Below are 25,385 nucleotides of genomic sequence, written 5' to 3' on the forward strand. Positions count from 1 at the left end.
TGGGGCGGAACTATAGGCTATAGAACTTCAGGCGGTCAACGACTTGTAGTTCCGGCTTCACGGGCTCGCCCGCCGGTGGATCAGTGCAGATCGGAGAGGTTCGGAAGCGCCGCGATCCGCTGGGCGAGCGCGGAGATCACGAGCCGGTAGGCGGCGCCGGTGAGGTGCAGGCCGTCCTCGTGCACCGGTTCGCCGGCGGCGATCAGCGGGGCGATCGAGGCGTCGGTGTCCACGGCATTCGGGGCCGACACGACCTCGCGCAGCGCCTGGCGGTAGGTGTCGAGCACGGCGTTCGTGCGGCCGCGCCGGCCGATGCCGTCGATCTCCTCGATCGAGGGCGGCAGGAAACCGATCAACGTGGCCGGGGCGAAGGCGTCGGCGATCACGCGCAGGTTCTTCGTGTACGCGCCGAGCTCCACGAGCCGGTCGGGTGCGCAGTCGTTGGCGCCGAAGGACAACACCACGACGTCGGGCTCGGTTTTCGCGATCGTGGCCGCGCGCCGCGCCCCGTCGTCGCTCTTCCAGCCGCCCGCGGCGCAGTTGAACACGAGCACGTCGCCGGCTTCTTCCTCGAGCTGGTCGATGCGGGGTTTGGTGAACCGGCCCAGCATGCTGTCGCCGAACAGGACGATCTTGCGCACCGGCTGCCGCCTTCCTCCTGGTGGACTCTCGTGGTTGACTTTCTGGTACTTGTCGCTTAGAAAATACCAACACCTGGAAGCGAACCGGAAGAGGTGGAGCGGTGGCGCGTGACTGGACCCGCGCCGAAGTGGAGCGGCAGCTCCACGGCCGCAGCAACTGGGGCCGCTGGGGTCCGCGCGACCAGCTCGGCACGGTCAACCTGATCACGGCCGCCAAGAAGGCCGAGGCGGCGCGGCTCGTGCGCGCGGGCCGCACGGTGTCGCTGTCCCGGGCGTTCCCGACCCGGCCCGACGTGGACAACCCGCGCCCGGCTTCGCACTACACGACCAAAACCCCGCGGGGCACCGGCGGGATCTCGGGCGACTACTACGGCATCGAGTACCACGGCGTGGCCGCCACCCACGTCGACGCGCTGTGCCACGTGTGGGACGAGCGTGGTCTGTGGCAGGGCCGCGACCCCGATGCGGAGCTGACCTCGCGCGGCAGCCGCTGGGGTTCGGTGGACCACTGGCGCGAAGGCATCGTCACCCGCGGGGTGCTGCTCGACGTGCCCGCCTTCCGCGGCGAGCCGTTCGTGTCGCTCGAGGACCCGGTGACCGGCGAGGAGCTCGCGGAGATCGCGAAGGCCCAGGACGTGACCGTCGGTCCCGGCGACGCGCTGGTCGTGCACTGCGGCCGCGACGCGTGGGACCGCGCGAACCCGCCGTGGGGCACCGAGGAAACCCGGCCTGGCCTGCACGTTTCGTGCCTGGAGTTCCTGCGTGACCACGACTGTGCGGTGCTGGCCTGGGACATGCTCGACCGCGCCCCGAACGACGGGGGAGTGCCGTGGACCGTGCACGGCGCGATCTTCGCCTACGGCCTGGCCGTGGTGGACAACTGCGCGCTCGAACCGCTGGCCGCCGTGTGTGCCGAGGAAGGCCGTCACGAGTTCCTCTTCCTGGTGGCGCCGCTCGTGGTCGAGGGCGGGACGGGTTCGCCGGTCAACCCGCTGGCGCTGCTGTGAGCGCGCTCAGGCCTCCAGCGCGGCGATCGCCCGGCGGCCGAGACTGCCGAGCACGTGCTTTTTCATGGTCCGCTCGGCCGTGCGCGCGTCGCCCGCGATCACGGCCCGCGCGATCTCGATGTGCTCTCGCCGCACGCGTTCCTGGTCCTGCGGGGAGTCCGGTTTGGACTGCAGACCGATCAGGCGGTAGCGGTCGGCCTTGTCCCACAGTCCTTCGAGCAGCGTCATCAGCAGCGGGTTGTGCGATGCCGTGTAGATGCTGCGGTGGAACGCGCGGTGCACGAGCAGCGACTCGAAGCCGGTGGACGTGCTCAGCGGCTCGAGGTCCTTGAGCGCGGCCTCGATCGCCGCGATGTCGGCGTCGGTCCGCCGTGTGGCGGCGAGCTTGGTGGCCAGCGGGTCGAGGCGTTCGCGGACCTCGAACAGGCTGCGGGCCTCCTCGGCGTTGAGCCGGCTCACCCGCGCGTCGCGGTGCGCGTCGATCGTCACGAGACCTTCGGCGTCGAGCCGGCGCAGCGCTTCGCGCAGGGGAGTGGTGCTCACGCCCAGCTCGGCCGCCAGCTGTTCCTGGGAGATGGACTGGCCCGGGATCAGCTCGCCGGCCAGGATGCGCCGGCGCAGCTCCTCGTAGACGTACGCGTTCTTCGTGAGGGCTGGGCGGGGGTTGGTCATCGGCTTGGCAATCTCTCAGCGCGGACAAAGGGGACCGCAAGGATAGCGGTGTCGGCGTCCGCGTGGCGGGCAGGCTGTGGCCTGCGGCCTGCATTCTGTCGTCCCGGATCGGCCGGCCACCGGTGTCCTCCCGGCCCGACTTGTCGCTTCACACAGGGCTACTGAGTGGGTGTATTCGTCTATAGCCTATATCTTCCGCGTGCTTAGTCCACTTGGGTACGTCCCGTGCCCCTGAACTCCGAGGAGCCCGGCCGCCATGACCGCCACCACCGAACCCGATTCACAAGGGGCCCACTTCGTCGGCGCGACCCCGTTCTTCGCCTCCGGGCACGACCAGCGCCTGTCCTACGGCCTGTTCGTGCCCAAGGACCACACCCCGGACGCCGCACCGCTGCCGGTGGTCGTGGTGCAGCACGGCACCGGCCGCTCGGCCGAGCTCTACCGCAACCAGTGGGCCGACTTCGCGACCCTGCACCGCTGTGTGATCCTCGCGCCGCTGTTCCCGGCCGGCATCGGCCGGCGGCGTGAGCTGCACAGCTTCAAGTTCCTCGAGTACGAAGGGATCCGCTTCGACGAGGAGCTGCTGCACATGGTCGAGGAGGTCGGTGAGGAGTTCAACACCGAGACCGAGACCTTCTACCTGCACGGGTTCTCCGGTGGCGGGCAGTTCGCGCACCGGTTCTGCTACGCCCACCCGGACCGGCTGGCCGGGATCTCGATCGGCGCCCCGGGGCGCATCACCCAGCTCGACGACTCGCTGCCGTGGTGGCTCGGCACCGGGGGCTTCCGCGAGAAGTTCGGGTTCGATGTCGACCTGGCGGCCCTGCGCCGCGTGCCGGTGCAGATGGTCGTGGGCTCCGCCGACGTGGAGACCTGGGAGATCAACAACGCGGGCGGTCCGAACTGGATGGACGGGGTCGAGAAGACGGGCCGCACACGGGTCGAGCGCATCGAGGTGCTGCGCGACAGCTTCGAGCGCAACGGGATCCCCGTGCGGTTCGACGTGGTGCCCGGGGTGGCGCACCAGGGCAGCGCGGTGATCCCCGTGGTCCAGCACTTCTTCGGCGGCCTGTTGGCTGCCCGGCGCACCGTCTGAAGCGCGCACTTCATCCGTTGACTATCTTGTCGAACCTGCTACCGTGAGCGCCACGCCAAAATATAGTCTATAAGGCGAATAGCCGGCCGGTCGGTCACCGAACCCGTCGCCGATCCCGGGAGCCCGGGGTCCGCGAGCCCTGCGGGCGGTCCGCGGCCGGCCCGAGGTAAGGACACCTGCTCCCATGGGCGATTTCCTGCATTCCTTCTTCGACCTCCACCAGATCCTCGCCGTGCTGCCCTCGCTGCTCGGGGAGGGCCTGCGCAACACGCTGATCATCGCGTCGCTCGCGCTGGTGCTGGGACTGGTGGTCGGCCTCCTGCTGGCGCTGCTGCTCATCTCCACGCGCTGGTGGCTGCGGCTGCCGGCTCGCGTGTACGTCGACGTGTTCCGCGGTCTCCCGGCCATCGTCACGGTGAGCCTCATCGGCATCGGGCTGCCGTCGGCGGGCGTGCGCTTGTTCGGCCAGTCGCCGATGGGGTACGCGATCCTCGCCGTGGGCCTGATCAACGCGGCCTACATCGCCGAGATCTTCCGCTCCGGCATCCAGAGCGTGCCGCCGGGGCAGACGGAGGCCGGGCGCAGCCTCGGCATGAGCCACCTGAGCACGCAGCTGCTCGTGGTGGTGCCCCAGGGCATCCGCAACGTGCTGCCGGCGCTGGCGAACCAGTTCATCGTGGCCGTGAAGGAGAGTTCGCTGGTGTACCTGCTCGGGTTGGCCGTGGGGGAGCGTGAGCTGTACTTCATCGCGCAGCAGGCTCAGTCCATTTCGTACAACTCGTCGTCGTTCGTGGCGGCGGGCCTGGTGTACATCGTGTTCACGGTGCCGCTGACGCACCTGGTGAACTGGTTCGACAAGCGGCTGCGCGAAGGCCGCCGCCCGGCGAGCGGCGGGGGCGGTGGCGGGCCCGCCGAGACACCACAGCCGCTGGTCCCCGTCGGTGCGACCGGATTCGAAGCGGGGGCATGAGGATGGACGAGGTCACGACCGTCCCCGAGCGTTCAGCCGACGCGGAGACCGACGTCCCGGCGATCGAGCTGCTCGACCTGCGCAAGTCCTTCGGCCTCGTCGAGGTGCTCAAGGGCGTGTCCGCGACGGTCGCGCGCGGCGAGACCGTGTGCCTCATCGGTGCCTCGGGCTCCGGCAAGTCGACCCTGCTGCGGTGCGTGAACCTCCTGTCGCCGCCGACTTCGGGCACGATCCGGCTGCACGGGCGGACGATCACCGACCCCAAGGTGGACCTCAACGCCGTGCGCTCGCGCACCGGCATGGTCTTCCAGCACTTCAACCTGTTCCAGCACAAGAGCGCGGTCGACAACATCGCCCTGGCACTGCGGCGCGTGCGCAAGATGTCGCGCGAGGAAGCGCGCGAGCGGGCGCTGGCGCAGCTGGACAAGGTCGGCCTGCGGGCGCTCGCGTCCGCACGGCCCTCGCACCTTTCGGGTGGGCAACAGCAGCGCGTGGCGATCGCGCGGTCGCTGGCCATGGAGCCCGACATCATGCTGTTCGACGAGGCGACCTCCGCGCTCGACCCCGAACTCGTGAAGGGCGTGCTCGACGTGATGCGCGACCTCGCGACGGCGTCCGGGATGACCATGATGGTGGTGACGCACGAGATGAACTTCGCGCGTGAGGTCGCCGACCGCGTGCTGTTCGTCGACAGCGGCGTGATCGCGGAGGAGGGCCCGGCCCGCGAGTTGCTGACCGACCCGCGCACGCCGCGGCTGAAGTCGTTCCTTTCGCAAGTCCTGTAACAAGTTCCGCACGAGAACGGTGAGCATGAGCAACGCCAACCCCGACTTCGACCCGGCCCCGGTCCACGCACTGCTGGAAACCCTGGCCTCGCGCGGCATGCGCGTGCACTCCCTGCTCGTGCACCGCCACGGCCGGACGCTGCTCGACCTGTGGCAGTGGCCGCACGAACCCGAGCTGCGGCACAAGATCCACTCGGCCACGAAGAGCTTCACGGCCGCGGCCGTCGCGTTCGCCGAGGCCGAGGGCTTGCTCTCGCTCGACGACCCGGTCGTCGGGTTCTTCGCCGACCGGCTGCCCGCGCCGGCGAGCGAGAACTTCAGCCGCATGCGCGTGCGCGACCTGCTCACGATGTCCACGGGCCACGCGCGCGGGCTGTCGGGCGCCACGACCCGCCTGCGCCGCACGGGCTGGGTCGGGGAGTTCCTCGAGGAACCGGTCGTCGAGCTGCCGGGGCGCAACTTCACCTACAGCAGCACCACGAGCCACGTCCTGTCGGCCATCGTGCAGGAGGTGGTCGGCCAACCCGTCGACGAGTACCTGCGCCCGCGCCTGTTCGCCCCGCTGGGGATCGGCGACTACACGTGGGAGCGTGACCCCGAAGGCGTGTCGAGTGGCGGCAACGGTCTTTCGCTGCGCCCGCGCGACCTGCTGAAGTTCGGTGTGCTGCATCTGCAGGACGGCGTGTGGGAAGGCGCTCGTGTGCTGCCGGCGGGGTGGGTGCAGAAGGCTTCGGCGCTGCACGTGCGCCGCGCGATCAGCGGGCAGTGGAACGGCAAGGAGCTCGTGCCGCCCGCGCCCGGCGTCGTCACGGAAGAGGGCTACGGCTACCAGTTCTGGACCACCGCGGCCGGGATCTACAGCGCGTCGGGCATCTTCGGTCAGGAGTGCATGGTTTTCCCGCGCCACGGCGGTGTCGTCGTGATCACCGGTGCCATGGGCGACGGCAGCTACCACGACCTGCCGGGCCTGCTGCGGTCCGCGTTCACCGCAGCCTTCACGAACCCGGCGCGGGAACAGTCCGAAGTGGACGCCCTCGCCGCGTGGGTGGACCGCGCGCGCGAGCCGGAAACCCCGAACGCGACGGCGCATCGTGCGGGCTTCACCGCGACCTACGACTTCGCCCCCAACGAGCAGGGCCTGGTCTCCCTGGCGGTCGAGGTCCGCGACGATCGAGTGCACGTGGACGTCGAGGACGAGCTGGGCCACCACCCGATCGACCACGGCGTGGGCACCTGGATCCGGCAGGACACCGGCGTGAGCGTGTGGCGCCTGCACCACTCCTACCAGGACCCGACCGCCGCCGTGCTCGCCGGCGCCGAGTGGCGCTCGGCCGACGCCGTGGGCCTCACGTGGCACTTCCTGGAGTCGCCGTTCATCGACCGGCTCACGCTGTCCTTCGACGACACCGGGGTGACCGTCGAGCACGCCACGAACGTCAACTCGGGCCCGACGACGCTGCCGTCGGCCCGGGGCGAGCTGCGGAAGTAGTGCGCACCCTCCCGGCCGTGGGGCCTGCCGCCTCGGCGGCGGATCCCACGGCCGGTTTCCGTCAGGGCCGCAGCGCGGCCAGCGCCCGCCGGAGGCGTTCGAGGAACAAGCTGACGTGCTCGTCCTCCCAGACCAGCGGCGGGCGCACCTTGAGGACATCGCCGCGCGGGCCGGTGGAGCCGGCGAGCACACCCTGGCCGACGAGCTCCGACAGGAGCGCGCGAGCGACCTCGCGCGAGGTCGAGGCGCCGGTGGCCAGCACGTCGACTCCCGCGAGCAGCCCGACCCCGCGCACGTCGCCGAGGAGCGGTTCTTCCGCGGCCAGGGCGCCCAGCCCCGCCCGGAGGTTCTCGCCCGTCGCGGCGGCGCGGGCCGGGAGGTCGGTGAGCTCGAGGACGTCGAGCACGGCGTGCCCGGCCGCGGCGGCCGCCGGGGTGGCGGCGAACGTGGAGAAGTACTCGTACCCGCTCGCGAGCGCGTCCGCGATCTCGCGCCGGGTCACGACGGCGCCGATCGGGTAACCCGCGCCCATCGGCTTGCCCAGCGTGACGAGATCGGGCGTCACGCCGGCGAGCAGGAAGCGCCACAGCTGCGGGCCGCTGCGGCCGTAGCCGGACTGGACCTCGTCGGCGAGGTACAGCGCGCCCGCCGCGTGGGCGCCGGAGAGCAGACCCGCCATGAACGCACCGGGCACGTCGAGGATGCCCTCGGAGGTGAACTGCGAGTCGGCCAGAACCAGCGCCGGCCGCTCGCCCGCGGCGCGCAGCTTCTCGTCGGCGCGGTGGATCCGTTCGGCCGCAACGGTTTCCGTGAGCCCGGTCGCCGGTCCGCGGGGTGCTTCGAACGTCGCGACGTGCGCCGGCCGGTAACCCGCGGGCCACTCGTTGGAGCTCAGGTCGGCCATCCACTTCGACGCGCCGTGGTAGGCGTGCTCCGCGATCACGGCCGCGCTGCCGCCGGTGTACTCGGTGGCCAGCCGCCAGGCCAGCTCGTTGGCCTCGGTCCCCGACGTGGTGAACAGCACCGTGTCGAGCGGGGCCGGCATGGTCGCGAGGATGCGTTCGGACAGCTCCACGATGGCGGAGTGCAGGTAGCGCGAATGCGTGTTGAGCCGCCCCAGCTGCAAGCCCACCGCCCGGGTCACGGCGGGGTGCGTGTGGCCGACGACCGCGACGTTGTTGTACGCGTCGAGGTAGCGCGCGCCGTCGCGGGCGTGCAGCCACGGCCCTTCACCGCCCACGATCTCCAAGGGCCGCCGGTAGAACAGCGGGGCGAGCCGCCCGCCCATGGCCTGTGCGCGCCGCGTGGCGAGGTGGTCGGGCGCGATCGCGGCCGTGAGGTCCCGCGTGCCCGCCAGGCGCGCCAGCCGATCGGCCAGCTCGCGCACGGACAACGCCGAGAGCAGATCCAGCGCCTGCTCGCTGTTGGTGTCGTACTGCGTGATGTAGCGGTGGTTGTCGGCGTGCGGCCCGCGCCGGGTCGCCGACACCGCGAGGGTGGTGAGCAGCCGCGCGATCACCAGCTCGCCCAGCACCGCGACCTCGGCCGGGGACAGCGCGCGGTGGCGCTGGTATCCGCGCAGCACCGCGTCGGTGAGGCGCCACAACCGGCCGTCGTCACCGCCGCTGAGGCGCAGCACCGAAGTCAGCGTCACGGCGAGGTCGGCCACGGCGGCCGTGTGGTGCATGTCACCGAAGTCGATCACGCCGGTGACGCCGCCGCGCGAGGCCAGCACGTTGGTGAGGGTCACGTCGGCGTGCTGCACACCCGCCGGGAGCGTGGCCGTGGCCGCCAGCGCCGGGGCGACCCGCTCGGCGAGCTCGCCGAGGCGTCCGGTCGCGAGGCCCGCCGCGGCGAGCACCTCCGGCATCCGCCGGATGTCCCACATCAGCGTGCGGCCGGCGCGGGGGTGGAAGAACCCTTGCAGCGCCACGGAAACGCGCGCCGCGACCGCGCCCACCTGCTCGGCCAGGGCGAGGTCCAGCGGCCCGCCCTCGAGCGGTGAACCGGGCAGCAGCGTGATCAGCCGTGCGAGGCATTCGCGCCCGGCGTCGTCGCGCGGGTGCGCGACGGACTCGCCCGCCGTGGTGGGGACGGTCTCGGGCACCGGCAGCTCGGGGTCGGCGGCGTGCACGTGTTCCAGCGCGAGGGTCTCCATCTCCACCACCTCGGCCTGCTCGGCCGGGTTGGAGATCTTGAGCACGAACCGGCCGTCGACGAGCACGTTGAGGTCGCGTTCGCTGTCGAGCGGCTTCAGGATCGGCTCGGTGAGCGCCCAGTGCTCGCCGAGCACGGCGTGCAGGCCCTCGGGGGAGAACTTCGGTGCCGGCTCGGCGAAGATGCCGGTGGCGGTGGTCATGCTGGGGAGGTTCCTTTCCGGAGGCCCGCGCCTCAGGACGGCGCGGGCGGGTCGTCGGTCAGGGGATCGGGTGCGAGCAGGTGCAGATCCGCGCGCGGGAACAGGTACCGGCCGGGCAGCCCGGCCTCGATCGTGAACGGCCGGTCGTGGCCGGGGTACACGACGTCGGCCCGCGTGCGCACGAGCTCGATCGACGCGGCGGCCCTGTGCTCGTCGGCCGCGGTGGTGGGCCGGCCGGCGCGCAGGGCGCGCGAGGAGGGCACGGCATCGCCGGTGAGCACGGCCGTGCCGTCGGTGGTTTCGACGGTGAGGCCGAGCGAACCCGCGGTGTGGCCGGGCAGCCCGGTGATCGTGACGCCAGGCGCCAGTGCGAGTCCGTCGGCTCCCTCGTCCAGCGTCAGGCCGGCGAAGATCGCGTCCGTCCACGGGGGACTGACCGGGTCGCCGGGCGCGTGCTCGCGTTCGGCCGGGTGCAGGAACACCGCGGCGTGGCCGAAGAGATCGGCGTTCTGCACGTGGTCGTAGTGCGCGTGGGACAGCACGAGCGTGTCGACGTCCCGCACGCCGAGGCCGTGGCGTGCCAGCGCCCGGTGCAGCGCGCGGCGGCGGCCCGCGTGCCCGCAGTCGAACAGGATGCGCCGCCGCGGCGTCTGCACGAGGTAGACGCCGCAGAACCCGATGCTGCCCTGCTCGGACGAGAGCCCGTACCCGAACAGCAGCGGTTCGACGACCGGCGCGGGATCAGTCAAGCTCACCTCGCAGGATCAGCCGGTGCACGTAGGGCAACACCCCGCCGTTCTCGTAGTACGCGGCCTCCCTCGGGGTGTCGAGCCGGGCGCGCACGGCGAACTCGAAGGCCGGCCGGTCCGCCGGACGCACGCGCACGGTCAGCGGCCGCGCGGGATCCCGCACCACGTCCTCGACTCCGGCGAGGTCGAACTCCTCCGTGCCGTCGAGCGCGAACGTTTCCGCGCTCTCGCCGTCGAGGAACTGCAGCGGCAGCACGCCCAGCGCCACGAGGTTGGCCCGGTGGATGCGCTCGAACGACTGCGCCAGCACGGCTTTCACCTTCAGCAGTGCGGTCGTCTTCGCCGCCCAGTCGCGCGAGGACCCCGTGCCGTACTCGCGCCCGGCGATCACGATCAGCGGCACGCCGGCCGTGGCGTAGGACTGCGAAGCCTCGTAGATCGGCACCAGCGCACCGTCCCGCGTGAAATCGGGGGTCACGCCGCCGCCCGCGCCGGGGGCGAGCCGGTTCGGCAGCCGCGGGTTGGCGAAGCCGCCGCGCACCATCACCTCGAAGTTGCCGCGGCGCGAGGCGTAGGTGTTGAGGTCGGTCTCGCCCAGCTCCGTGAGGTAGCGCCCGGCACTGCTCGACGCGGGGATGCGGCCGGCGGGGCTGATGTGGTCGGTCGTCACGGAGTCGCCCAGCAGCAACAGCGTCCGCGCGCCCGTCACGTCCCGCGCCGGCTCGACGGTCCCGGTCACGCCGTCGAGGAACGGCGGGCGGCGCAGGTAGGTCGAGTCCGGTTCCCACGCGAAGTGGTGGCCGTCGGACGCGGGCACGCCCGCCCAGTGCTCGTCGCCGCCGAACACGTCGGTGTAGGCGGCGCGGAACAGCTCGGGCGTGAGGTGCGCGCGGACGACCTCGTCGATCTCCGAGTCGTCCGGCCACAGGTCCGCGAGCAGCACAGGGTTGCCGTCGGTGTCGACGCCCAGGGGCTCGGTGGTCAGGTCGTGCTTGACCGACCCGGCGAGCGCGTACGCGACCACCAGCGGGGGAGAGGCGAGGTAGTTGAGTGAGACGTCGTTGTTGATGCGGCCGTCGAAGTTCCGGTTGCCCGACAACACGGAGGCCACGACCGCACCGCGCTTGGCGACCGCTTCGGCGGCACTCGGGAGCAGCGGCCCGGAGTTGCCGATGCACGTCATGCAGCCGTAGCCGACGAGCTGGAACCCGAGCTCGTCGAGCGGCTCGCTGAGCCCGGCGCGCGTCAGGTATTCGGTGACCGTCTTCGACCCGGGCGCCAGACTCGTTTTCACCCACGGCTTCACGGTGAGGCCGCGCGCGCGAGCGTTGCGCGCCAGCAGACCCGCGGCCACCATCACGTGCGGGTTGGACGTATTGGTGCACGACGTGATGGCCGCGATCGCGATCGCTCCGTCGGCCGCGGCTTCGCCGGGGTCGACTGCGCGATCGCTGTGTTGTTTGGCCCCGCCTCCGGCGGGGCGTGCGAGATCGTCTTTGAGCCGGCTTCCGGAGCGATCTCGCTCGTGGGTCGCCTCTTCGGCACGCGCGGCGCGCACGTGCTCGACCGCCGCCGTCGCGTTGGCGGGCACGGCGGCGAGCGGGACGCGGTCCTGGGGCCGGCGGGGGCCGGCCAGTGAAGCCGTCACAGTGGAGAGGTCGATCCGCAGGCGTTCGTCGTAACGCAATCCGGCCGCCGGATCGTGCCAGAGGCCCTGTTCCTTCGCGTAGGTCTCCACCGAAGCGACGTGGTCGGACGTGCGGCCGGTGAGGCGCAGGTAGCCGATCGTTGCGGCGTCGAGGGGGAACATCGCCGCCGTGGCACCGAACTCGGGGCACATGTTCGAGATCGTCGCGCGGTGGGCGAGCGGGATCCGGGCCACCGCTTCCCCGGTGAACTCCACGAACTTCCCGACCACGCCGTGGGCGCGCAGCGTTTCCACGACCGTGAGCACGAGGTCGGTCGCCGTGACGCCGGGGCCGAGCTCGCCCGTGAGCTCGACGCCGACCACCGGCGGCACGAGCATGCTCAGCGGCTGGCCGAGCAGCGCCACCTCCGCCTCGACCCCGCCGACGCCCCACGCCAGCACGCCGAGCGCGTTGACCATCGTGGTGTGCGAATCGGTGCCCGCGCAGGTGTCGGGGAACGCCCAGCCTTCGCGCCGCTCGACCACGCTCGCCAGGTACTCGAGGTTGATCTGGTGCATGATCCCGGTGCCGGGCGGCACCACGTGCACGCCGTCGAGCGTCTCGCCCCACTTGAGGAAGCGGTAGCGCTCGGCGTTGCGGGTGTACTCGATCTCGACGTTGCGGCGCAGCGCGTCGGCGCGGCCCGAAACTTCCGTGGCCACGGAGTGGTCCACGGTGAGGTGGCTGGGGATCCGCGGGCGCACGCTGCGCGGGTCACCGCCCGAGGCCGCGACGGCGTCGCGCAGGGCCGCCAGGTCCGTGAGTACGGGCACGCCGTTGGTGTCGTGCAGGAACACCCGCGAAGGCGAGAAGGCGACGACGTCGTGGGCCGCATCGGAGCCACCGCGCACGAGAGCCGTGATGTGCTCGGCGGTGACGGTGTGGCCGTCTTCGTGCCGCAGCAGGTTCTCGAGCAGGATCTTGTGGCTCAGGGGCAGCCGCTCGGAGCCGGGCACGGCGTCGAGGCGGTGCACGCGGTACTTCTCGCCGGCGAGGTCGAGGTGGGCGAGGCTGCCGAAGCTGTCGGCCGGTTCGGACGCTGTGCTCGGTTGGGACGCTGTGCTCAAGGTGCTCCTTCCACTACAGCTTATAGGCTATAATAAGCCCGGAAGTGAGACCAGAGGCCCCGGCGCCGCGGCCGCGGCCGGGCCCCCGAACCACCGTCGCCCCGAGGAGCCCAGCGTGCCCACCCTCTTCGACCGCATTCTCGACGCGCACCAGGGCATCCGCCCGCAGGTGCCGGTGAGCGCGCTCGAGCGCAGCCGGCTGTTGTCGGCCGAGCTCGGCTGTGAGGTGTGGCTCAAGACCGAGCACCTCATGCCCACCGGTTCGTTCAAGGTCCGCGGTTCGGCCAACAAGATCCGCGTGCTCGGTGAAAGCGCGAAGAAGACCGGCGTGATCACCGCGTCGACCGGCAACCACGGCCAGGGCGTGGCCCGCGCCGGAAACCTCGCCGGCGTCGCGGTCACGGTGTACGTGGCCTCGTACACCACGCCGGCGAAGATGGCCGCGATCGAGGCGATGGGCGCCGAGCTCGTGGTGGTCGAGGGTGGTGCGCTCGACGCCGAGCAGGAGGCACGCCGGCAGTCCGAGCGGCTCGGCAAACCGTACGTGGCGCCCTACAACGATCTCGACACCGTCGCGGGTCAGGGCACGCTCGGCGTCGAATTGGCCGAGCAGGCGCCGGACCTCGACGCGGTGTTCATCTGCACCGGGGGCGGCGGCCTGATCGGCGGCACCGGCACGGCGTTGAAACAGCTGAGCCCCGCGACGAAGGTGGTCGGCGTCTGGCCGGAGAACTCCACGTGCCTGCTCGACTCGCTGAAGGCCGGCCGGATCATCGAGACCCCGGAGTTCCCCACGCTGTCCGACGGTTCGGCCGGCGCGGTCGAGCCGGGCTCGGTCACGTTCCCGATCTGCCAGGAGGTCGTGGCCGACACGGTCACGGTCACCGAGCCCGAGATCGCCCGCGCCATGCGGAAGATTGCCGAGGGCGAGCGCTGGATCGTCGAAGGCGCGGCCGGTGTCGCGGTGGCCGGGTTGATCCGCACGGCCGAGCAGTACCGGGGGAAGAAGGTCGCGGTAGTCCTCTGTGGACGGAACGTGGCGCTCGACACCTTCCTGGGCGCGATGGCTCTCGCGCAGGAGTGAGCCGCGCCGGGTGGCGGGCCGGACGCGGCTCGCCACCCTTCAACCTGGCCGCAGACGGCCGGTCACGCCGGGACCACGGCGGCGGACCCGTCGGACCGCGGGTCGCTGCCGGCGGTGAAGGTGCCGTCCGCGGCGAGCGCGACCACGTTGGTGTGGCCCAGAAACTCCGTGCGCGCGGGCACCTCGCGCAGCGGGAAGCCGTCGGCGGCGAGGTCCACCACGGTCGCCGCCGCGAGGTCGGCCTCGTGGTGCACGGTGTCGGAGTCCTGGCCCGCGGCCCGTGCGCCGACCAACCAGCGCGGCGCGCTCACAGCCGCGGCCGGCGAGTCGCCCGCGAGCAGCCGCAGCAGCACCTGCGCGTGGATCTGCGGCTGGCCGTGTCCGCCCATCGTCGAGTTCACCCAGCGGACGCGGCCGTCGGCGTGGGTGACCAGCACGGGCATCAGCGTGTGCCGGGGCCGCTTGCCGGGCTCGATCACGTTGGGGGAGCGGGGATCGAGGGAGAAGCTCGTGCCGCGGTTCTGCACGATGACGCCGGTTTCCGGCTCCAGCAACCCGGCGCCGAAGCTGTCGAACACGCTCTGGATGATCGACACGGCGTAACCCGCCGAATCGGCCGCCGCCACACCCACGGTGTCCCCGCGCGGCACCGACGGCGCGGCGACGGCGATGGCCGCACGGGGACCGGGATCCCGCAGCTGCGCGAGGAGTTCGGCGAAGCCGTTGTTGTCCACGTCCTCGTCGGCGAACGCCGGATCGGCCAGCAGGGTGTCGCGCACGCGGGTGCCGTCGTGGAACAGGCGGCCCAGGACCGAGGCCGGGACCGTCCACGGCGCCGCGGCGAACCCCAGCTCGGTGAGCGCCCGCACGGTCCGCAGCAGCGCGAAGCCCTGGGTGTTGGGCGGGCTGGTGTGCACGCGGAAACCGCCCAATGGCGCGGAAATCGCGGCCGTTTCGCGGACGGTGTACCCGGCGAGGTCGCCGGTGGTGAGGGGACAGCCGAGGTCCTGCAGGCCGCGCGCCAGCGCCGTGCCCGTGGCGCCGGTGTAGAACTCGTCGGGCCCGCCCGCCGCGAGCGCGCCGAGGGAGCGCGCCAGATTCGGCTGAACGAGCAGGTCGCCTTCGCGGAGGAACTCGCCGCGTGGTGCGAACACCACGCGCGACCCGGCGTCGGCTTCGAGCAGCGCGCGGTCGGTCACGAAGGCGGCGGCGAGCGAGCGCGCGACCGGGACGCCCTCGGCCGCGTACGCGATCGCGGCCTCGAACTGCGCGGCCCAGCCGAGGGCGGCGCCGTGTCCGCGCAACGCTGCCCAGCCGCGTACGGCGCCCGGCACGGTGACGGTGTCGGGCCCGCGTTCCGGCAGCCGGTCGCCGTGGCGGGCGCTCAGTGCGGTGCGGTCGCGGGCCGCCGGCGCCGTGCCGGTGGCGTTCACGCAGGTGATCGAGCCGTCGGGTGTCCGCACGAGGGCCACGAGGTCACCGCCGAGCGCGGTGTTGTGCGGGTAGACGACGGTCAGCGCGGTCGCGGCGGCGAGAGCCGCGTCGATCGCGTTGCCGCCCGCGCGGAAGGCCTGCTCACCGGCGCGCGTGGCCAGGGCGTGGGGCGAGGCGAGGGCACCGGTGATCGGGGACAAGGCGGCTCCCTCTTCGCGGGTACGGTGCGACTACCGTAGCAGCCACGACAGAAGTGTCACCAGTTGTATTGAATACTTCAGAATCGACCGGTCCTCGCAGAAGGAGAACCATGCCCCTGATCGCCGACGACCTCCTCGACCAGGCCCGGGAAACGGTGGCGCGTCACCTCGTGCCGACGCCGCTGCTGCCGTTCGCCGCCGCCGGCCTCGACGTGCCGGTGTACCTCAAGTACGAGGGCGCGCAGCCCACCGGCTCGTTCAAGGTCCGTGGGGGCGTCGCCGCCCTCACCGCGTACGCCGCCGACGGCACCCCGGTGGTCACGGCCTCGGCCGGCAACCACGCGCTCGGCATCGCGCACGCGTCACGGCTGCTCGACGCGCAGTCCACTGTGGTCGTTCCCGAAGACGGCTCGCCGGCGAAGATCGCGGCCCTGCGCACGTATCCGGTCGACCTCGTGCTCGCCGCGGGCGGTTACGACGGCGCGGAGGCGCGGGCGCTGGAGCTCGCGGCCGGCGGGATGAAGTTCGTGTCCGCCTACAACGACCCGCACGTGATCGCGGGCCAGAGCACACTCGAGGCCGAGGTCGCCGAGGTTTTCGACGAGGACTTCACGATCGTCGTGCCCACGGGTGCGGGCGGGCTCCTCGCCGGCACGGCCCTGGGTGCCCAGCGGGCGAAGCAGGACGTCCGTGTGATCGGGGTCGAATCCGCCGCGTGCCACGCCGTGTCCGCGGCCGTCGCGGCGGGCCGCGTCGTGACCGTGCCGGTGGGGGACACGATCGCCGACGGGCTGGTCGGCAACCTCGAACCGGGCACGATCACACCGGACATCGTGCGTGCGGCCGGCGTCGAGCTGGTCGACGTCGACGAGCCCGCGATCCGCCGGTCGGTCCGCGAGTTCGCCCTGTCGGCCGGGCTGGTGGCGGAAGGCTCGTCGGCGGCGGCGCTGGCGGCACTGCGTGCGGGCCTGGTGCCGCTAGACCGGCCGATCGTGCTCGTGGTGTCAGGACGCAACATCGCCGCGGACCTGCTCGCCACCCTCCTCACGGAGGGGTGAGCCGGGAGATCCGACTTTCGTGGGTGTGCCGGATTTGTCGCGGCCCGCCACACTGTGCGTCGCGGGACGGTCACCGTCGGTCCGTCCCCCGACGCACCGTGAGGAGCCCCGATGAAGGTCAGGTCGTCGTGGAAGGCCGCGCTGGCGGCGGTCGGAGTGCTGGTGGCGGGCTTGGCGAGCGGCACCGCGACCGCCACGCCGGAACCCGGGGCCGGCGCACCGGTGTTCTGGCGGGTGCCGGTGGCGGCGGGCCAGGTGGCCGGGCTCGCCCGGGCCGGGTTCGACGTCGCCGAGTCCGACCGCGAAGCCGCGTACGTCGTCGGTGACCAGGCTGTGGCGCAGCGGTTGCGCACGCTGGGGTACCGGCCGTCGTACTTCGACACCGTCTACAAGGACGCGGCCGCGACCGCCGCCCGCGTCGCGGGGGACACCTTCTACGGCGGCTACCGCACGGTCGCCGCGCAGGAGGCACACCTGACCCAGGTGGCATCGGCGCACCCGGATCTCGCGACCGTGTACTCCCTCGGCCCGTCGTGGAAGAAGACCAAGGGCCAGGGCGGGCACGACCTGAAAGCCATCTGCCTCAGCAAGAAACAAGCCGGCGACTGCACGCTGTCCACGACCTCGGCCAAACCGAAGTTCGTGCTGATGGCCCAGGTCCACGCGCGTGAGCTCTCCACCGGCGAGCTCGCCTGGCGCTGGATCGACTACCTCACGAACGGCTACGCGAGCGACGCGACCGCGAAGTCCATTCTGGACACCACGGAGGTCTGGGTGATCCCGATCGCCAACCCGGACGGCGTGGACATCGTGGCCTCGGGCGGCAATTCACCCAAGCTGCAGCGCAAGAACGCCGACAACTCCCGCGGCGGCTGCACCGGCACCGACGTCGGCATCGACGTGAACCGCAACTCCAGCTTCGAGTGGGGTGGCGACTCGAACTCGCCGTGCGCCGAGACCTACCAGGGCGTGAGCGCGGGTTCGGAGCCGGAAACCCAGGCGCTGGAGAAGTTCTTCCGCGCGATCTACCCGGTGCAGCGCGGCACCGGCAACAACGACCCGGCACCCACGACCGCCCGGGGCACGATGATCACGCTGCACAGCTACGGCAACGACATCGTGATCCCGTGGGGCTTCACCCAGGCCACCTCACCCAACGACGCGCAGTACCGCAAGCTCGGCGCCAAGTTCACCGCGGCCAACGGGTACCTCGTGGGCACCAACCGCGAAACCGTCGGCTACGACACGAGCGGCACCACCGACGACTTCACCTACGGGGCCCTCGGCGTCGCCAGCTTCACCTTCGAAGTGGGCGCCTCCAGCGGCACCTGCGGCGGGTTCCTGCCCCAGTACTCCTGTGTGGACAGCACCTTCTGGCCGAAGAACAAGGGCGCCTTCATCACCGCCGCGCAGGCGGCCGCCGCGCCGTACCGGCAGTAGGTCCGCGGGTGCCCGGGCGAGCGGTCCGGGCACCCGCGGCCGGTCAGTACGCCGATTCGTGGATGTCGGTGATCAGGTCGTCGGCGTTCACGGCGGCGTGCGCGATCAACCCCGTTCCGTAGTGGCCGAGCACGGACTCCAGCTCGATCCCGGTCGAGTACTCGTCCGGCGGACAGGTCTCGAACGGGAACCCCTGCGGGTCGTTCGCCTCGATCGTCGCCGTCGGGGTGAGCCGCAGCCGGTGCAGGCCCGGCACGTCGACCACGTGCGGGGCGCCGCCCGTCGACTCGACCGTGACCAGGTGGAACTCCGCGAAGCCGCTCGCCCGGGCGTAGCTCGTGAACCGCACTTGCCGGGTTTTGCCCGGGAACTTCAGGCCCGCGTTCGCCACCTCGGCGGGCTTGCGCGGCGACGAGGGCGACCGGGAGGGCGGCGTCACCACGGCCCGCGTCGCAGTCGGGGCCACGGAGGTGGGCAGCGGCGCCGACACCGCGGGCGGCGCGTCGGGCGCGGCCGAGCAGGCGGGGGCGAGCACCACGGCCGACACGGACGCGGTGGCGAGCGCGGCTCTGAACATGGGCGCGCGCGTCATGTGATCGTTCCCCCCAGATTCGCTTGCTGTCACGGGGGAAGACGGCGGTGCGGCGCGCGCGTTGCGGGCGTGACCAAGCCGTGACGCAGCGGCGAAGCGTCCGCTGAAGCCGGCCGCTGGGCAAGGGCGCGGGTGCGCGAGGGAAGGCTCGCGCACCCGCACCCACGTCCAGGTCATCGCGCGGGCCCGCCGCGCCGCACGCGCGACCGGGGTGGTGTGCCCGTTTCTCTTGGGGGAGTGCCCGATGGGCCGTGCGTTTCCGGCCCGGGTGTCACGCGGTGGTTCAGCCGGTGATCTCGATGTCCGGCAGCTCGTCGAGCTTGCCCTTCGGCAGCTCCTCCACGGCGGCGAACACCTTCTTCTGGTGCTCCTTGATCCGCTCGTCGAGCAGGCGGCTCAGCTCGAAGGCGAGTCGGCCGGTCTGACGCACGGTCAGGTCGTCGACCACCGGGTTGATCGCCGAGGTGATCACGATGCCCTCCGGGCTCCCGTCGGCGGCCTGCGTCGCCCCGATCGAGTAGACCTCACGGGGGTTGGCCTCACCCAGCACCAGGTGCTTGCGGATCTTGCGCAACAGCCCGTGCCACTCCACGACCTCACCCTCGACGCCGGTCGCCTTGAGATCGGCCTCGGTCAGGCCCATGCCGCGTTCGCCGGGGCGGAAGCAGCGGGCGTAGGAGTTCAGGGCCGAGACCCACAGCGCTTCGATCAGCACAGGGTCGCGTTGCGCCTCGCCGCGTTCGAGCTCGAGGACCAGGCGCTCGCAACAGCGCAGCGTGAACTGCAGATCGTCGAAGATCGCCGCGAGGTCGGCCAGCGCGAGCGCCAGCGGAGTCCTGAGCTGGCGCGCGTTCTTGACCGGTGCCGTGGGTTGGGACATCCCGGGACGCTCCTGTCCTGCCGGCGAAAGTGTCGCTCCCATCACACCGCACCAACACCTCGCTGACTGTCTCAATCTGCGACGCGGTGCCTTTGGCCCCGCCTCCGGCGGGGCGTGCGAGATCGCCTTTGACGCGATCTCGCTGGTGAGTTGCTTTATAGCTCGGGATCCGAAACAAGTTTGTGGTGTTGGTCGCGCTGGACTGGCGGAGTTGATGCTGAAGTAGTTCTGTGTGAGAACGAAATGGTGGCGCAGGAGAGGGGGCCTGGTGGCGGTGCTGGTGGAGCGGCCGCGGCCGCGGGTGGTGCGCGAGCACCGGTTCGCGGGCTGGTTCGCGGTCGGCGCGGTGTGCTTCGGCGCGTTCATGGGCCAGCTGGACGCGAGCATCGTCACGCTCACGTTCCCGGCGCTGCAGCGGGAGTTCGGCGAGCCGCTGGCGGCCGTGCAGTGGGTGTCGCTGGGCTACCTGCTGACGCTGGTCGGGCTGCTCGCCGCGGTGGGCCGGCTGGCCGACGCCTACGGCCGCAAGCTGACGTATGGCTACGGGTTCGCCGTGTTCACCCTGGCCTCGGTCGCGTGCGGGCTGGCGCCGACGCTGACGTCGCTCGTGATCTTCCGCGTGGTGCAGGCGCTCGGCGCGGCGATGCTGCAGGCCAACAGCGTCGCGCTGGTGGTGGGCAGCGTGCGCCGCGAAAAGATGCGCGCGGCGCTGGGTGTGCAGGCCGCCGCGCAGGCGCTGGGCCTCGCGCTCGGGCCGGCTGTCGGCGGGCTGCTCGTGGACACCGCGGGCTGGCGGTGGGTGTTCCTGGTCAACGCGCCGGTCGGCGTGCTGGGCCTGATCGCCGGCCGGTACCTGCTGCCGCGCACCCGGGAGCGCACGCCGCTCGGCCGTTTCGACGGCGCGGGCGTCGCGCTGCTGGCCACCGCGTCGACCGCGCTGCTGCTGGCGATCTCGGGCCTGTCGGGACTCGCGCTGCCCGGCTGGGCCGTGCCGGCGCTGTTCGCCGTGGGGGTGGCGGCGGCCGGCGCCTTCGTGCTGCGGGAGAACTCGGCGGCGAGCCCCCTCCTGCGGCTCTCGGTGCTGCGCCCGCCGGTCGTGTCGCTCGGCCTGGTCGGGGCGCTGTGCGGTTACCTCGTGCTGTTCGGGCCGCTGGCGTTGCTGCCGCAGGTCCTGGGCGCGCACGGCGCGACGGGGGCGGTGCTCACGAGCCTGCCCGCGGGGTTCGCCGTGGCCGCGGTGGCCGCCGACCGCGTCCTGCCCACCCGGCTCGGGTCCCGCGCGCGCATCGGTGCCGGCGCGATCGTGGCCGCCCTCGCGTGTGCGGTGCTCGCGGGGGTGTCCGGTCCGTGGGAAACAGGCGTGTCGCTGTTCGCGGCCGGGCTCGGTCTGGGAGTGTTCATCCCGGCGAACAACTCGGCTGTCATGGGCGCCATCCCCACCCGGATGTCGGCCACCGGAGGAGGTCTGGTGAACATGGCCCGCGGACTCGGTACCGCGCTGGGCGTGGCCCTGGTGACGCTGTGCCTGCACGCCGGGGGCACCGGCGGCCGCTCGCTCGCGCTCGTCGTGCTGGCCGGCGCGGCGGTGCTCGCCGCGGTCAGCGGACTCGCCGCCCCTCGCCGCGCATGACGCCCGAACCGAACCTCGCCGACGTGGTCGCCCGGCTGCGGCGCGCCATGCGCCGCGCCGCGCGCACCGCCGACCCGGACAACACGCTGTCGGTGGCGCAGCTCGAACTGCTCTCGTGCCTGGCCGAGAACCCCGGTGCGCGCCCCAGCCGCGTCGCCCAGCTGCTCAAGCTCGCGCCGAACTCCGTCACGACCATGGTCACCGGGCTGCGGGCGCGGGACCTCGTCACGCGCACCAGCGGCAGCGAGGACCGCCGGACCGTCGAGCTCGAACTGACCGACAGCGGCCGCGCGGCCGTGGACCGCTACAAGCACCACAACGCCGAGATCCTCGCCGCGGCCCTCGAGCGGCTGCACCCGGCCTGGCGGCACCTGATCGCCTCGGCGGTGCCGGCGCTGGGCGAGCTCGTGGGCGCCATCGACCAGCTCGCGGAGAGCGGCACGTCGGCCACCGACCGTCCCTAACGGACGGTTCAACCGCGGGCGATCGCCAGCGGCACCAGGATTTCCTCGTCGGTCACCGAACCGTGCTGGCCCGTCATCCGGCTCAGCCGGGGTTCGCCCTCGGTGCGCACGACCGCGCCCGTGCCGCGGGCCGCGACCACGACGTCGCCGATGCGGGGGAGCACCGCGCCGGCGACACGAGGCCCGAACCAGCCCGCGTCGACGGCCTCTTTCCGCCCGAGCACCCAGGCGCGGTCGCCGAGCGTTTCGCGCCACGCCGCGAGCACGTCGGGCGCGGCGCCCTCGACGGCGTAGACGTGGCGGGCGCGGGCTTCGCCGCCGAGGGCGCGCACGCCGGCCTGCAGCGCCGGCTCGTGGTCGAAGTCGACGCGTTCGCCGACGGTGACCATGCCGTGGTCGGCCGTCACGACCAGCGCCGCGCCGTGCGGCAGGGCGCCGGCGATGGTCTCGGCGAGTCGGTCGACGTAGGCGAGCTGGTAGAGCCACGGTGTGCTGCCGGGACCGTGCACGTGCCCGAGCAGGTCGAGGTCGGCGTGGTAGGCGTAGCACAGGCTGCGGGGCCGCTCCAGCGCCTCGACGACCGAAGCCGTGAGGTCGCCGAGCGCGTGCACACCCCGGAACTCGCCGCCGCGCAGGGCCGCGCGGGTGAGGCCGCTGTCGCGCTGGTCGCGGGGCCCCACCACGCGCACGCCGACGCCCGCGGCGACCGCCCGCTCGAACGCGGTGGGCCGCGGCTGCAGCTGCTCGGGCACGACGCGGTCGCGCAGGTCGATCGGCTTGCCGCCGGTGTGGCGGCGCCAGCCGAGGACGTTCAGCACGTCCCGCCCGGCGTCGAACGCATAACCGACCACGCCGTGCTCGCCCGGCGTGAGCCCGGTGCCGAGCGAGGCGACGCTCGTGGCCGTGGTGCTGGGGAACCCGGCGGTGATCGGCCGGGCTGCCAGCCGCGAGAGGAACGGCGCGGCGTCGGCGTGCTCCTGCAGCGAGGCCCAGCCCAGGCCGTCGACGAGCAGCACGCACACGCGGTCGGTGGCGGGCAGGTCGAGGGTGTGCCGTCCGCCGGCGACGCCGAGCCCGGCGAGGACCGAGGGGACGACGTCGGCGAGCGTGCCCGCCGCGTACCGCCGCGCGAGATCTGGCATGCGCCTCACCTTAGGGCGACGGGGCCCGCGTAAGGATTCAGAAACGAAGGTGTGTCGATTCGTGGCGTACAAAGGGATGGTGATGCCGGTGTCCGTCGTACGAGCAGAGCGCGGTCGTCGCTGGGCGGTGGTCGCCGTGGTGGCCGTCGCGCTGGTGACGCTGCCCTCGCTCGTCGTGGCGCTGCGGCCCGCCGGGCCGGGTGCCGACGCCGGGCGGCTGCGCGACCTGGTGCTGGCCTCGGCCGCGAAGCCGTACCAAGGGCTCGCGCAGAGCCGCGGCTCGCTGGCCATTCCCGAGCTGCCGGACCTCGCCGACGTGTCCGCCCTGTTCTCCACGACCACGACCACCCGAGCGTGGTACGCCGGGCCGGACCGCTACCGCGTGGCCGTGCTGACGACGACCGGCGAGCACGACGTCTACCACCTGCCCGAGGGCGAGTACACCTGGGACTACGGCGCGAACATGCTCACGCAGCTCACCGGCGACCCGGCCGTGCGGCTGCCTCGGGCGGGGGATCTGCTGCCTCCCGAGCTGGCGCGGTGGGCCCTGCGCTCGGCCCCGGCCGACCCGGTGAGCGCCCTGCCGCCGCGCAACATCGCGGGTGTGCCGGCTGCCGGGTTCCGCCTGGTTCCGGCCGATCCGGCGACGACGATCGGCGGGGTCGACGTGTGGGCCGATCCGGTGACGGGCGTGGCGCTGCGGGTCGAGGTGACCGCGCGCGGGCAGCGGGCGCCGATGCTGTCGAGTGAGTTCCAGGACGTGTCGCAGACCGCGCCGGTGGTGACCGCGCCCGGACCCGTGCCGGGCAGCGGCTTCACCATCACCAACGCACCCGACCTGTCCGGGGCGCTCGGCGCGCTGGGCCGCGCCCGCCTGCCCACCTCGCTCGGCGGCCGGCCCGTGCGCACGGCGAACTTCGGCGGCGTGCAGGGGGCCGCGCTCTACGGCACGGGCCTCGCGACGTTCGCCGTGGTCGCCGTGCCGCGCGCGGTCGCCGACGGCGCCGCCGACGCCGCGGGCAAGGCGGGCGGAACGACCACAGCGCAGGCCGTGCAGCTCTCGGTCACGCCGCTGTCGCTGGCGATCGTGCGGCCACCGGGCTCGCGGCGCGGTTACCTGCTCGCCGGGCTCGTCACACCGGCGGTGCTCACCGCGGCGGCGGCCGATCTGGCCACGCTGCGCCGGAGCGGCCGATGATCGTCACGAGGGGGCTGACCAAACGCTACGGCCGCACGCTGGCGGTGGACGCCGTCGATCTCGAAGTGCGTGAAGGCGACCGCTACGGCTTTCTCGGTCCCAACGGCTCCGGCAAGACCACGCTCGTGCGGATGCTGCTCGGGCTCGTCTACGCCACGAGCGGCGAGATCGAGGTGCTCGGGCAGCCGGTGCCGAAACGCGTGGCCGACGTGCTGCCCGACGTCGGCGCGCTCGTCGAGGGCCCGGGCGCCTACCCGCACCTGTCGGGCCGGCGCAACCTCGCCCTGCTCGACGCCACCGGCCGCCGCGGCTCCCGGCGCACCCGCCGGCGCCGCATCGAGGAAGCGCTGGAACGCGTGGGCCTCGCCGGCGTGGACCGGCGGCCGGTCAAGGCGTACTCGCTGGGCATGCGCCAGCGCCTCGGCCTCGCCGGGGCCCTGCTCAACGCCCCGCGCCTGCTGGTCCTCGACGAGCCCACCAACGGCCTCGACCCCCAGGGCATCAAGGAGATCCGCGAGCTGCTGCTGGACCTCAACCGCGCCGGCACCACAGTGTTCCTGTCCAGCCACCTGCTCGCCGAGATCGAACAGCTCTGCACCCGCGTCGGCGTCGTGGACCACGGCCGCCTCGTGCTCGACGGCGACGTCGCCACCCTGCGCGCCGCCACCGGCCGTGTCCTGCTGCGCACCCCGGACCCCGCCGCGGCCGCCGCCGTCCTCGACGGCCACCTCGAACACCGCGACGGCGAGCACCTCGTGGTCCGCTACGGCGACGCCGCGGAGCTCAACACCCGCCTGGTCACGGCGGGCGTGCGCGTGAGCGACCTGCGGGAGGAACACCGGACGCTGGAGCAGGTGGTGCTCGACGTGACGGGCCACGGCTCGGACCGCTTCGGGGGTGCCGGGTGATCGGCGTCGAACTGAAGAAGCTCGCCCTGCGGCCCCGCGTCTGGGTCAGCGTGCTGTTGCTGTGCCTGCTGCCGGCGATCGTGGCGGTGTTCCTGGCTACCGCGGACTTCGCGCCGCCGCCGGGGCAGGGCGGGGCGTTCCTGTCCGCGGTGGTGAGCGACGGGTCGCTGTACCCGGCGGCGGCGCTGGCGCTGGTGCTGCCGTTGTTCCTGCCGATCGCGGTGGCGGTGGTGTCGGGGGACTCGATCGCGGGCGAGGCGTCGGGCGGCACGTTGCGGTACCTGCTGGCGCGCCCGGCCGGGCGGACGCGCCTGCTGGTGGCGAAGCTCGTGGCGCTGGCGGTGTACGTGACGGCGGCGATCGCGATCGTGGTGCTCACGTCGCTGGTGATCGGAATCCTGTTGTTCGGCACGGGCGGGCAGCCGGGCGCCGGTGGCCAGGCGGCGCAGGCCGTCACGTTGTCGGGCACGTCGCTGAGCTCGTCGTCGCTCGCGTTGCGGCTGCTGGGGGCCGTGGCGTACATCGTGTTGTCGATGCTGGGGTTCGCCGCGATCACGATGTTCCTGTCGACGCTCGCGGACTCCGCGCTCGGGGCGGCGCTGGGCGGGCTGGCGGTGCTCATCACGAGCTCGGTGCTGGAGACGCTCGACGCGGCCGCGCCGGTGAAGCCGTACCTGCCCACGCACTACTGGCTCTCGTGGCTCGACTTCTTCCGCGATCCCGTGCTGTGGCACAACATCGACCGCGGGCTGCTGCTGCAGGCCGGGTACATCGTGGTGTTCTTCGGTGCCGCGTGGGCGAACTTCGCGACGAAGGACATCACGAGCTGAGG

Annotated in this window: 22 protein-coding genes; 13 read left to right on the plus strand and 9 right to left on the minus strand. The window is 72.5% G+C overall.

The genetic code is table 11. From position 1 onward, the window contains the following. Window positions 1–80: 80 nt before the first annotated feature. A complete protein-coding gene (locus ACWEOE_RS25455; RefSeq protein ID WP_452013141.1) occupies window positions 81–641 on the minus strand; it encodes an SGNH/GDSL hydrolase family protein in 561 nt (186 codons plus the stop codon). A gap of 101 nt (window positions 642–742) precedes the next feature. Between ACWEOE_RS25455 and ACWEOE_RS25460 the strand changes: the two genes are divergently transcribed. After that, the gene (locus tag ACWEOE_RS25460; RefSeq protein ID WP_452013144.1) at window positions 743–1,648 is read left to right on the plus strand and encodes a cyclase family protein; all 906 of its coding nucleotides are present in this window, start codon (window positions 743–745) and stop codon (window positions 1,646–1,648) included. Between the two features lie 6 nt (window positions 1,649–1,654). Here ACWEOE_RS25460 and ACWEOE_RS25465 read toward each other — a convergent pair whose 3' ends face one another. Further along, window positions 1,655–2,320 (minus strand): GntR family transcriptional regulator, encoded by a 666-nt coding sequence (locus ACWEOE_RS25465; protein WP_452013147.1) that lies wholly within the window; start codon window positions 2,318–2,320, stop codon window positions 1,655–1,657. Window positions 2,321–2,576: 256 nt separating this feature from the next. Between ACWEOE_RS25465 and ACWEOE_RS25470 the strand changes: the two genes are divergently transcribed. The 4 genes from ACWEOE_RS25470 to ACWEOE_RS25485 all read left to right on the plus strand — a co-directional run bounded on the left by ACWEOE_RS25470 (window position 2,577) and on the right by ACWEOE_RS25485 (window position 6,660). Then, window positions 2,577–3,416 carry an alpha/beta hydrolase gene (locus ACWEOE_RS25470; protein WP_452013150.1) on the plus strand — a complete coding sequence of 280 codons (840 nt, stop codon included), beginning with the start codon at window positions 2,577–2,579 and terminating at the stop codon, window positions 3,414–3,416. A 184-nt stretch (window positions 3,417–3,600) separates the two neighbouring features. Continuing rightward, the gene (locus tag ACWEOE_RS25475; RefSeq protein WP_452013153.1) at window positions 3,601–4,386 is read left to right on the plus strand and encodes an amino acid ABC transporter permease; all 786 of its coding nucleotides are present in this window, start codon (window positions 3,601–3,603) and stop codon (window positions 4,384–4,386) included. Window positions 4,387–4,388: 2 nt separating this feature from the next. Then, window positions 4,389–5,171, plus strand: coding sequence for an amino acid ABC transporter ATP-binding protein (locus ACWEOE_RS25480; protein ID WP_452013474.1), 783 nt, complete (start codon window positions 4,389–4,391; stop codon window positions 5,169–5,171). A gap of 25 nt (window positions 5,172–5,196) precedes the next feature. Continuing rightward, window positions 5,197–6,660, plus strand: coding sequence for a serine hydrolase domain-containing protein (locus ACWEOE_RS25485; RefSeq protein ID WP_452013156.1), 1,464 nt, complete (start codon window positions 5,197–5,199; stop codon window positions 6,658–6,660). 61 nt (window positions 6,661–6,721) lie between these two features. Here the strand turns inward: ACWEOE_RS25485 and ACWEOE_RS25490 are convergent, their stop codons facing one another. The 3 genes from ACWEOE_RS25490 to acnA are packed head-to-tail and all read right to left on the minus strand — an operon-like array spanning window position 6,722 to window position 12,523. Next, window positions 6,722–9,019: an aminotransferase class III-fold pyridoxal phosphate-dependent enzyme gene (locus ACWEOE_RS25490; RefSeq protein ID WP_452013159.1), complete on the minus strand. Its 2,298-nt coding sequence runs from the start codon at window positions 9,017–9,019 to the stop codon at window positions 6,722–6,724. A 32-nt stretch (window positions 9,020–9,051) separates the two neighbouring features. Continuing rightward, window positions 9,052–9,768: an MBL fold metallo-hydrolase gene (locus tag ACWEOE_RS25495; RefSeq protein WP_452013161.1), complete on the minus strand. Its 717-nt coding sequence runs from the start codon at window positions 9,766–9,768 to the stop codon at window positions 9,052–9,054. Next, the gene (acnA, locus tag ACWEOE_RS25500) at window positions 9,761–12,523 is read right to left on the minus strand and encodes an aconitate hydratase AcnA (protein ID WP_452013163.1); all 2,763 of its coding nucleotides are present in this window, start codon (window positions 12,521–12,523) and stop codon (window positions 9,761–9,763) included. Before acnA ends, ACWEOE_RS25495 begins: the two co-directional genes overlap by 8 nt. Before the next feature lie 115 nt (window positions 12,524–12,638). On the opposite strand from acnA, the gene ACWEOE_RS25505 reads away from it, so the two are divergent. Continuing rightward, entirely contained in the window at window positions 12,639–13,607 is a 969-nt protein-coding gene (locus tag ACWEOE_RS25505; RefSeq protein WP_452013165.1) for a threonine/serine dehydratase, read from the plus strand. Between the two features lie 62 nt (window positions 13,608–13,669). On the opposite strand, the gene ACWEOE_RS25510 is transcribed toward ACWEOE_RS25505, so the two are convergent. Beyond that, complete coding sequence (locus tag ACWEOE_RS25510) at window positions 13,670–15,241, minus strand: gamma-glutamyltransferase family protein (RefSeq protein WP_452013168.1); 1,572 nt, start codon at window positions 15,239–15,241, stop codon at window positions 13,670–13,672. A gap of 110 nt (window positions 15,242–15,351) precedes the next feature. Between ACWEOE_RS25510 and ACWEOE_RS25515 the strand changes: the two genes are divergently transcribed. Then, complete coding sequence (locus ACWEOE_RS25515) at window positions 15,352–16,299, plus strand: threonine ammonia-lyase (protein WP_452013170.1); 948 nt, start codon at window positions 15,352–15,354, stop codon at window positions 16,297–16,299. Between the two features lie 111 nt (window positions 16,300–16,410). Further along, entirely contained in the window at window positions 16,411–17,739 is a 1,329-nt protein-coding gene (locus ACWEOE_RS25520; RefSeq protein ID WP_452013172.1) for a M14 family zinc carboxypeptidase, read from the plus strand. Between the two features lie 43 nt (window positions 17,740–17,782). Here ACWEOE_RS25520 and ACWEOE_RS25525 read toward each other — a convergent pair whose 3' ends face one another. Then, window positions 17,783–18,331 (minus strand): hypothetical protein, encoded by a 549-nt coding sequence (locus ACWEOE_RS25525; RefSeq protein WP_452013174.1) that lies wholly within the window; start codon window positions 18,329–18,331, stop codon window positions 17,783–17,785. Window positions 18,332–18,614: 283 nt separating this feature from the next. Further along, entirely contained in the window at window positions 18,615–19,211 is a 597-nt protein-coding gene (locus tag ACWEOE_RS25530) for a hypothetical protein (RefSeq protein ID WP_452013176.1), read from the minus strand. Window positions 19,212–19,479: 268 nt separating this feature from the next. On the opposite strand from ACWEOE_RS25530, the gene ACWEOE_RS25535 reads away from it, so the two are divergent. Together ACWEOE_RS25535 and ACWEOE_RS25540 are read left to right on the plus strand one after the other, a co-directional pair. Further along, entirely contained in the window at window positions 19,480–20,841 is a 1,362-nt protein-coding gene (locus tag ACWEOE_RS25535; protein WP_452013179.1) for an MFS transporter, read from the plus strand. Then, window positions 20,838–21,305 (plus strand): MarR family winged helix-turn-helix transcriptional regulator, encoded by a 468-nt coding sequence (locus ACWEOE_RS25540; RefSeq protein ID WP_452013182.1) that lies wholly within the window; start codon window positions 20,838–20,840, stop codon window positions 21,303–21,305. Before ACWEOE_RS25535 ends, ACWEOE_RS25540 begins: the two co-directional genes overlap by 4 nt. 8 nt (window positions 21,306–21,313) lie before the next feature. Here the strand turns inward: ACWEOE_RS25540 and ACWEOE_RS25545 are convergent, their stop codons facing one another. Continuing rightward, window positions 21,314–22,447, minus strand: a complete 1,134-nt coding sequence (locus ACWEOE_RS25545) for an alkaline phosphatase family protein (RefSeq protein WP_452013185.1) — start codon at window positions 22,445–22,447, stop codon at window positions 21,314–21,316. A 61-nt stretch (window positions 22,448–22,508) separates the two neighbouring features. Here ACWEOE_RS25545 and ACWEOE_RS25550 point away from each other — a divergent pair, with 61 nt between their 5' ends. Genes ACWEOE_RS25550 through ACWEOE_RS25560 form a run of 3 tightly spaced genes read left to right on the plus strand, consistent with a single transcriptional unit; the run spans window position 22,509 to window position 25,383 of the window. Then, window positions 22,509–23,645 carry a hypothetical protein gene (locus ACWEOE_RS25550; RefSeq protein WP_452013187.1) on the plus strand — a complete coding sequence of 379 codons (1,137 nt, stop codon included), beginning with the start codon at window positions 22,509–22,511 and terminating at the stop codon, window positions 23,643–23,645. Then, window positions 23,642–24,553, plus strand: coding sequence for an ABC transporter ATP-binding protein (locus ACWEOE_RS25555; RefSeq protein ID WP_452013189.1), 912 nt, complete (start codon window positions 23,642–23,644; stop codon window positions 24,551–24,553). The genes ACWEOE_RS25550 and ACWEOE_RS25555 overlap by 4 nt, the downstream gene beginning before the upstream one ends. Then, on the plus strand, window positions 24,550–25,383 hold the full coding sequence (locus ACWEOE_RS25560) for an ABC transporter permease (RefSeq protein WP_452013192.1): 834 nt from the start codon (window positions 24,550–24,552) through the stop codon (window positions 25,381–25,383). The genes ACWEOE_RS25555 and ACWEOE_RS25560 overlap by 4 nt, the downstream gene beginning before the upstream one ends. Window positions 25,384–25,385: the final 2 nt, after the last annotated feature.

This window comes from Amycolatopsis sp. NPDC004368 (assembly GCF_053602515.1).

Coding starts and splice junctions, on each gene's coding strand:
- ACWEOE_RS25465 (WP_452013147.1), bottom strand. CDS start 2,320: ATGACCAACCCCCGCCCAGCCCTCACGAAGAACGCGTACGTCTACGAG.
- ACWEOE_RS25470 (WP_452013150.1), top strand. CDS start 2,577: ATGACCGCCACCACCGAACCCGATTCACAAGGGGCCCACTTCGTCGGC.
- ACWEOE_RS25475 (WP_452013153.1), top strand. CDS start 3,601: ATGGGCGATTTCCTGCATTCCTTCTTCGACCTCCACCAGATCCTCGCC.
- ACWEOE_RS25480 (WP_452013474.1), top strand. CDS start 4,389: ATGGACGAGGTCACGACCGTCCCCGAGCGTTCAGCCGACGCGGAGACC.
- ACWEOE_RS25485 (WP_452013156.1), top strand. CDS start 5,197: ATGAGCAACGCCAACCCCGACTTCGACCCGGCCCCGGTCCACGCACTG.
- ACWEOE_RS25490 (WP_452013159.1), bottom strand. CDS start 9,019: ATGACCACCGCCACCGGCATCTTCGCCGAGCCGGCACCGAAGTTCTCC.
- ACWEOE_RS25515 (WP_452013170.1), top strand. CDS start 15,352: ATGCCCCTGATCGCCGACGACCTCCTCGACCAGGCCCGGGAAACGGTG.
- ACWEOE_RS25520 (WP_452013172.1), top strand. CDS start 16,411: ATGAAGGTCAGGTCGTCGTGGAAGGCCGCGCTGGCGGCGGTCGGAGTG.
- ACWEOE_RS25525 (WP_452013174.1), bottom strand. CDS start 18,331: ATGACGCGCGCGCCCATGTTCAGAGCCGCGCTCGCCACCGCGTCCGTG.
- ACWEOE_RS25530 (WP_452013176.1), bottom strand. CDS start 19,211: ATGTCCCAACCCACGGCACCGGTCAAGAACGCGCGCCAGCTCAGGACT.
- ACWEOE_RS25540 (WP_452013182.1), top strand. CDS start 20,838: ATGACGCCCGAACCGAACCTCGCCGACGTGGTCGCCCGGCTGCGGCGC.
- ACWEOE_RS25545 (WP_452013185.1), bottom strand. CDS start 22,447: ATGCCAGATCTCGCGCGGCGGTACGCGGCGGGCACGCTCGCCGACGTC.
- ACWEOE_RS25555 (WP_452013189.1), top strand. CDS start 23,642: ATGATCGTCACGAGGGGGCTGACCAAACGCTACGGCCGCACGCTGGCG.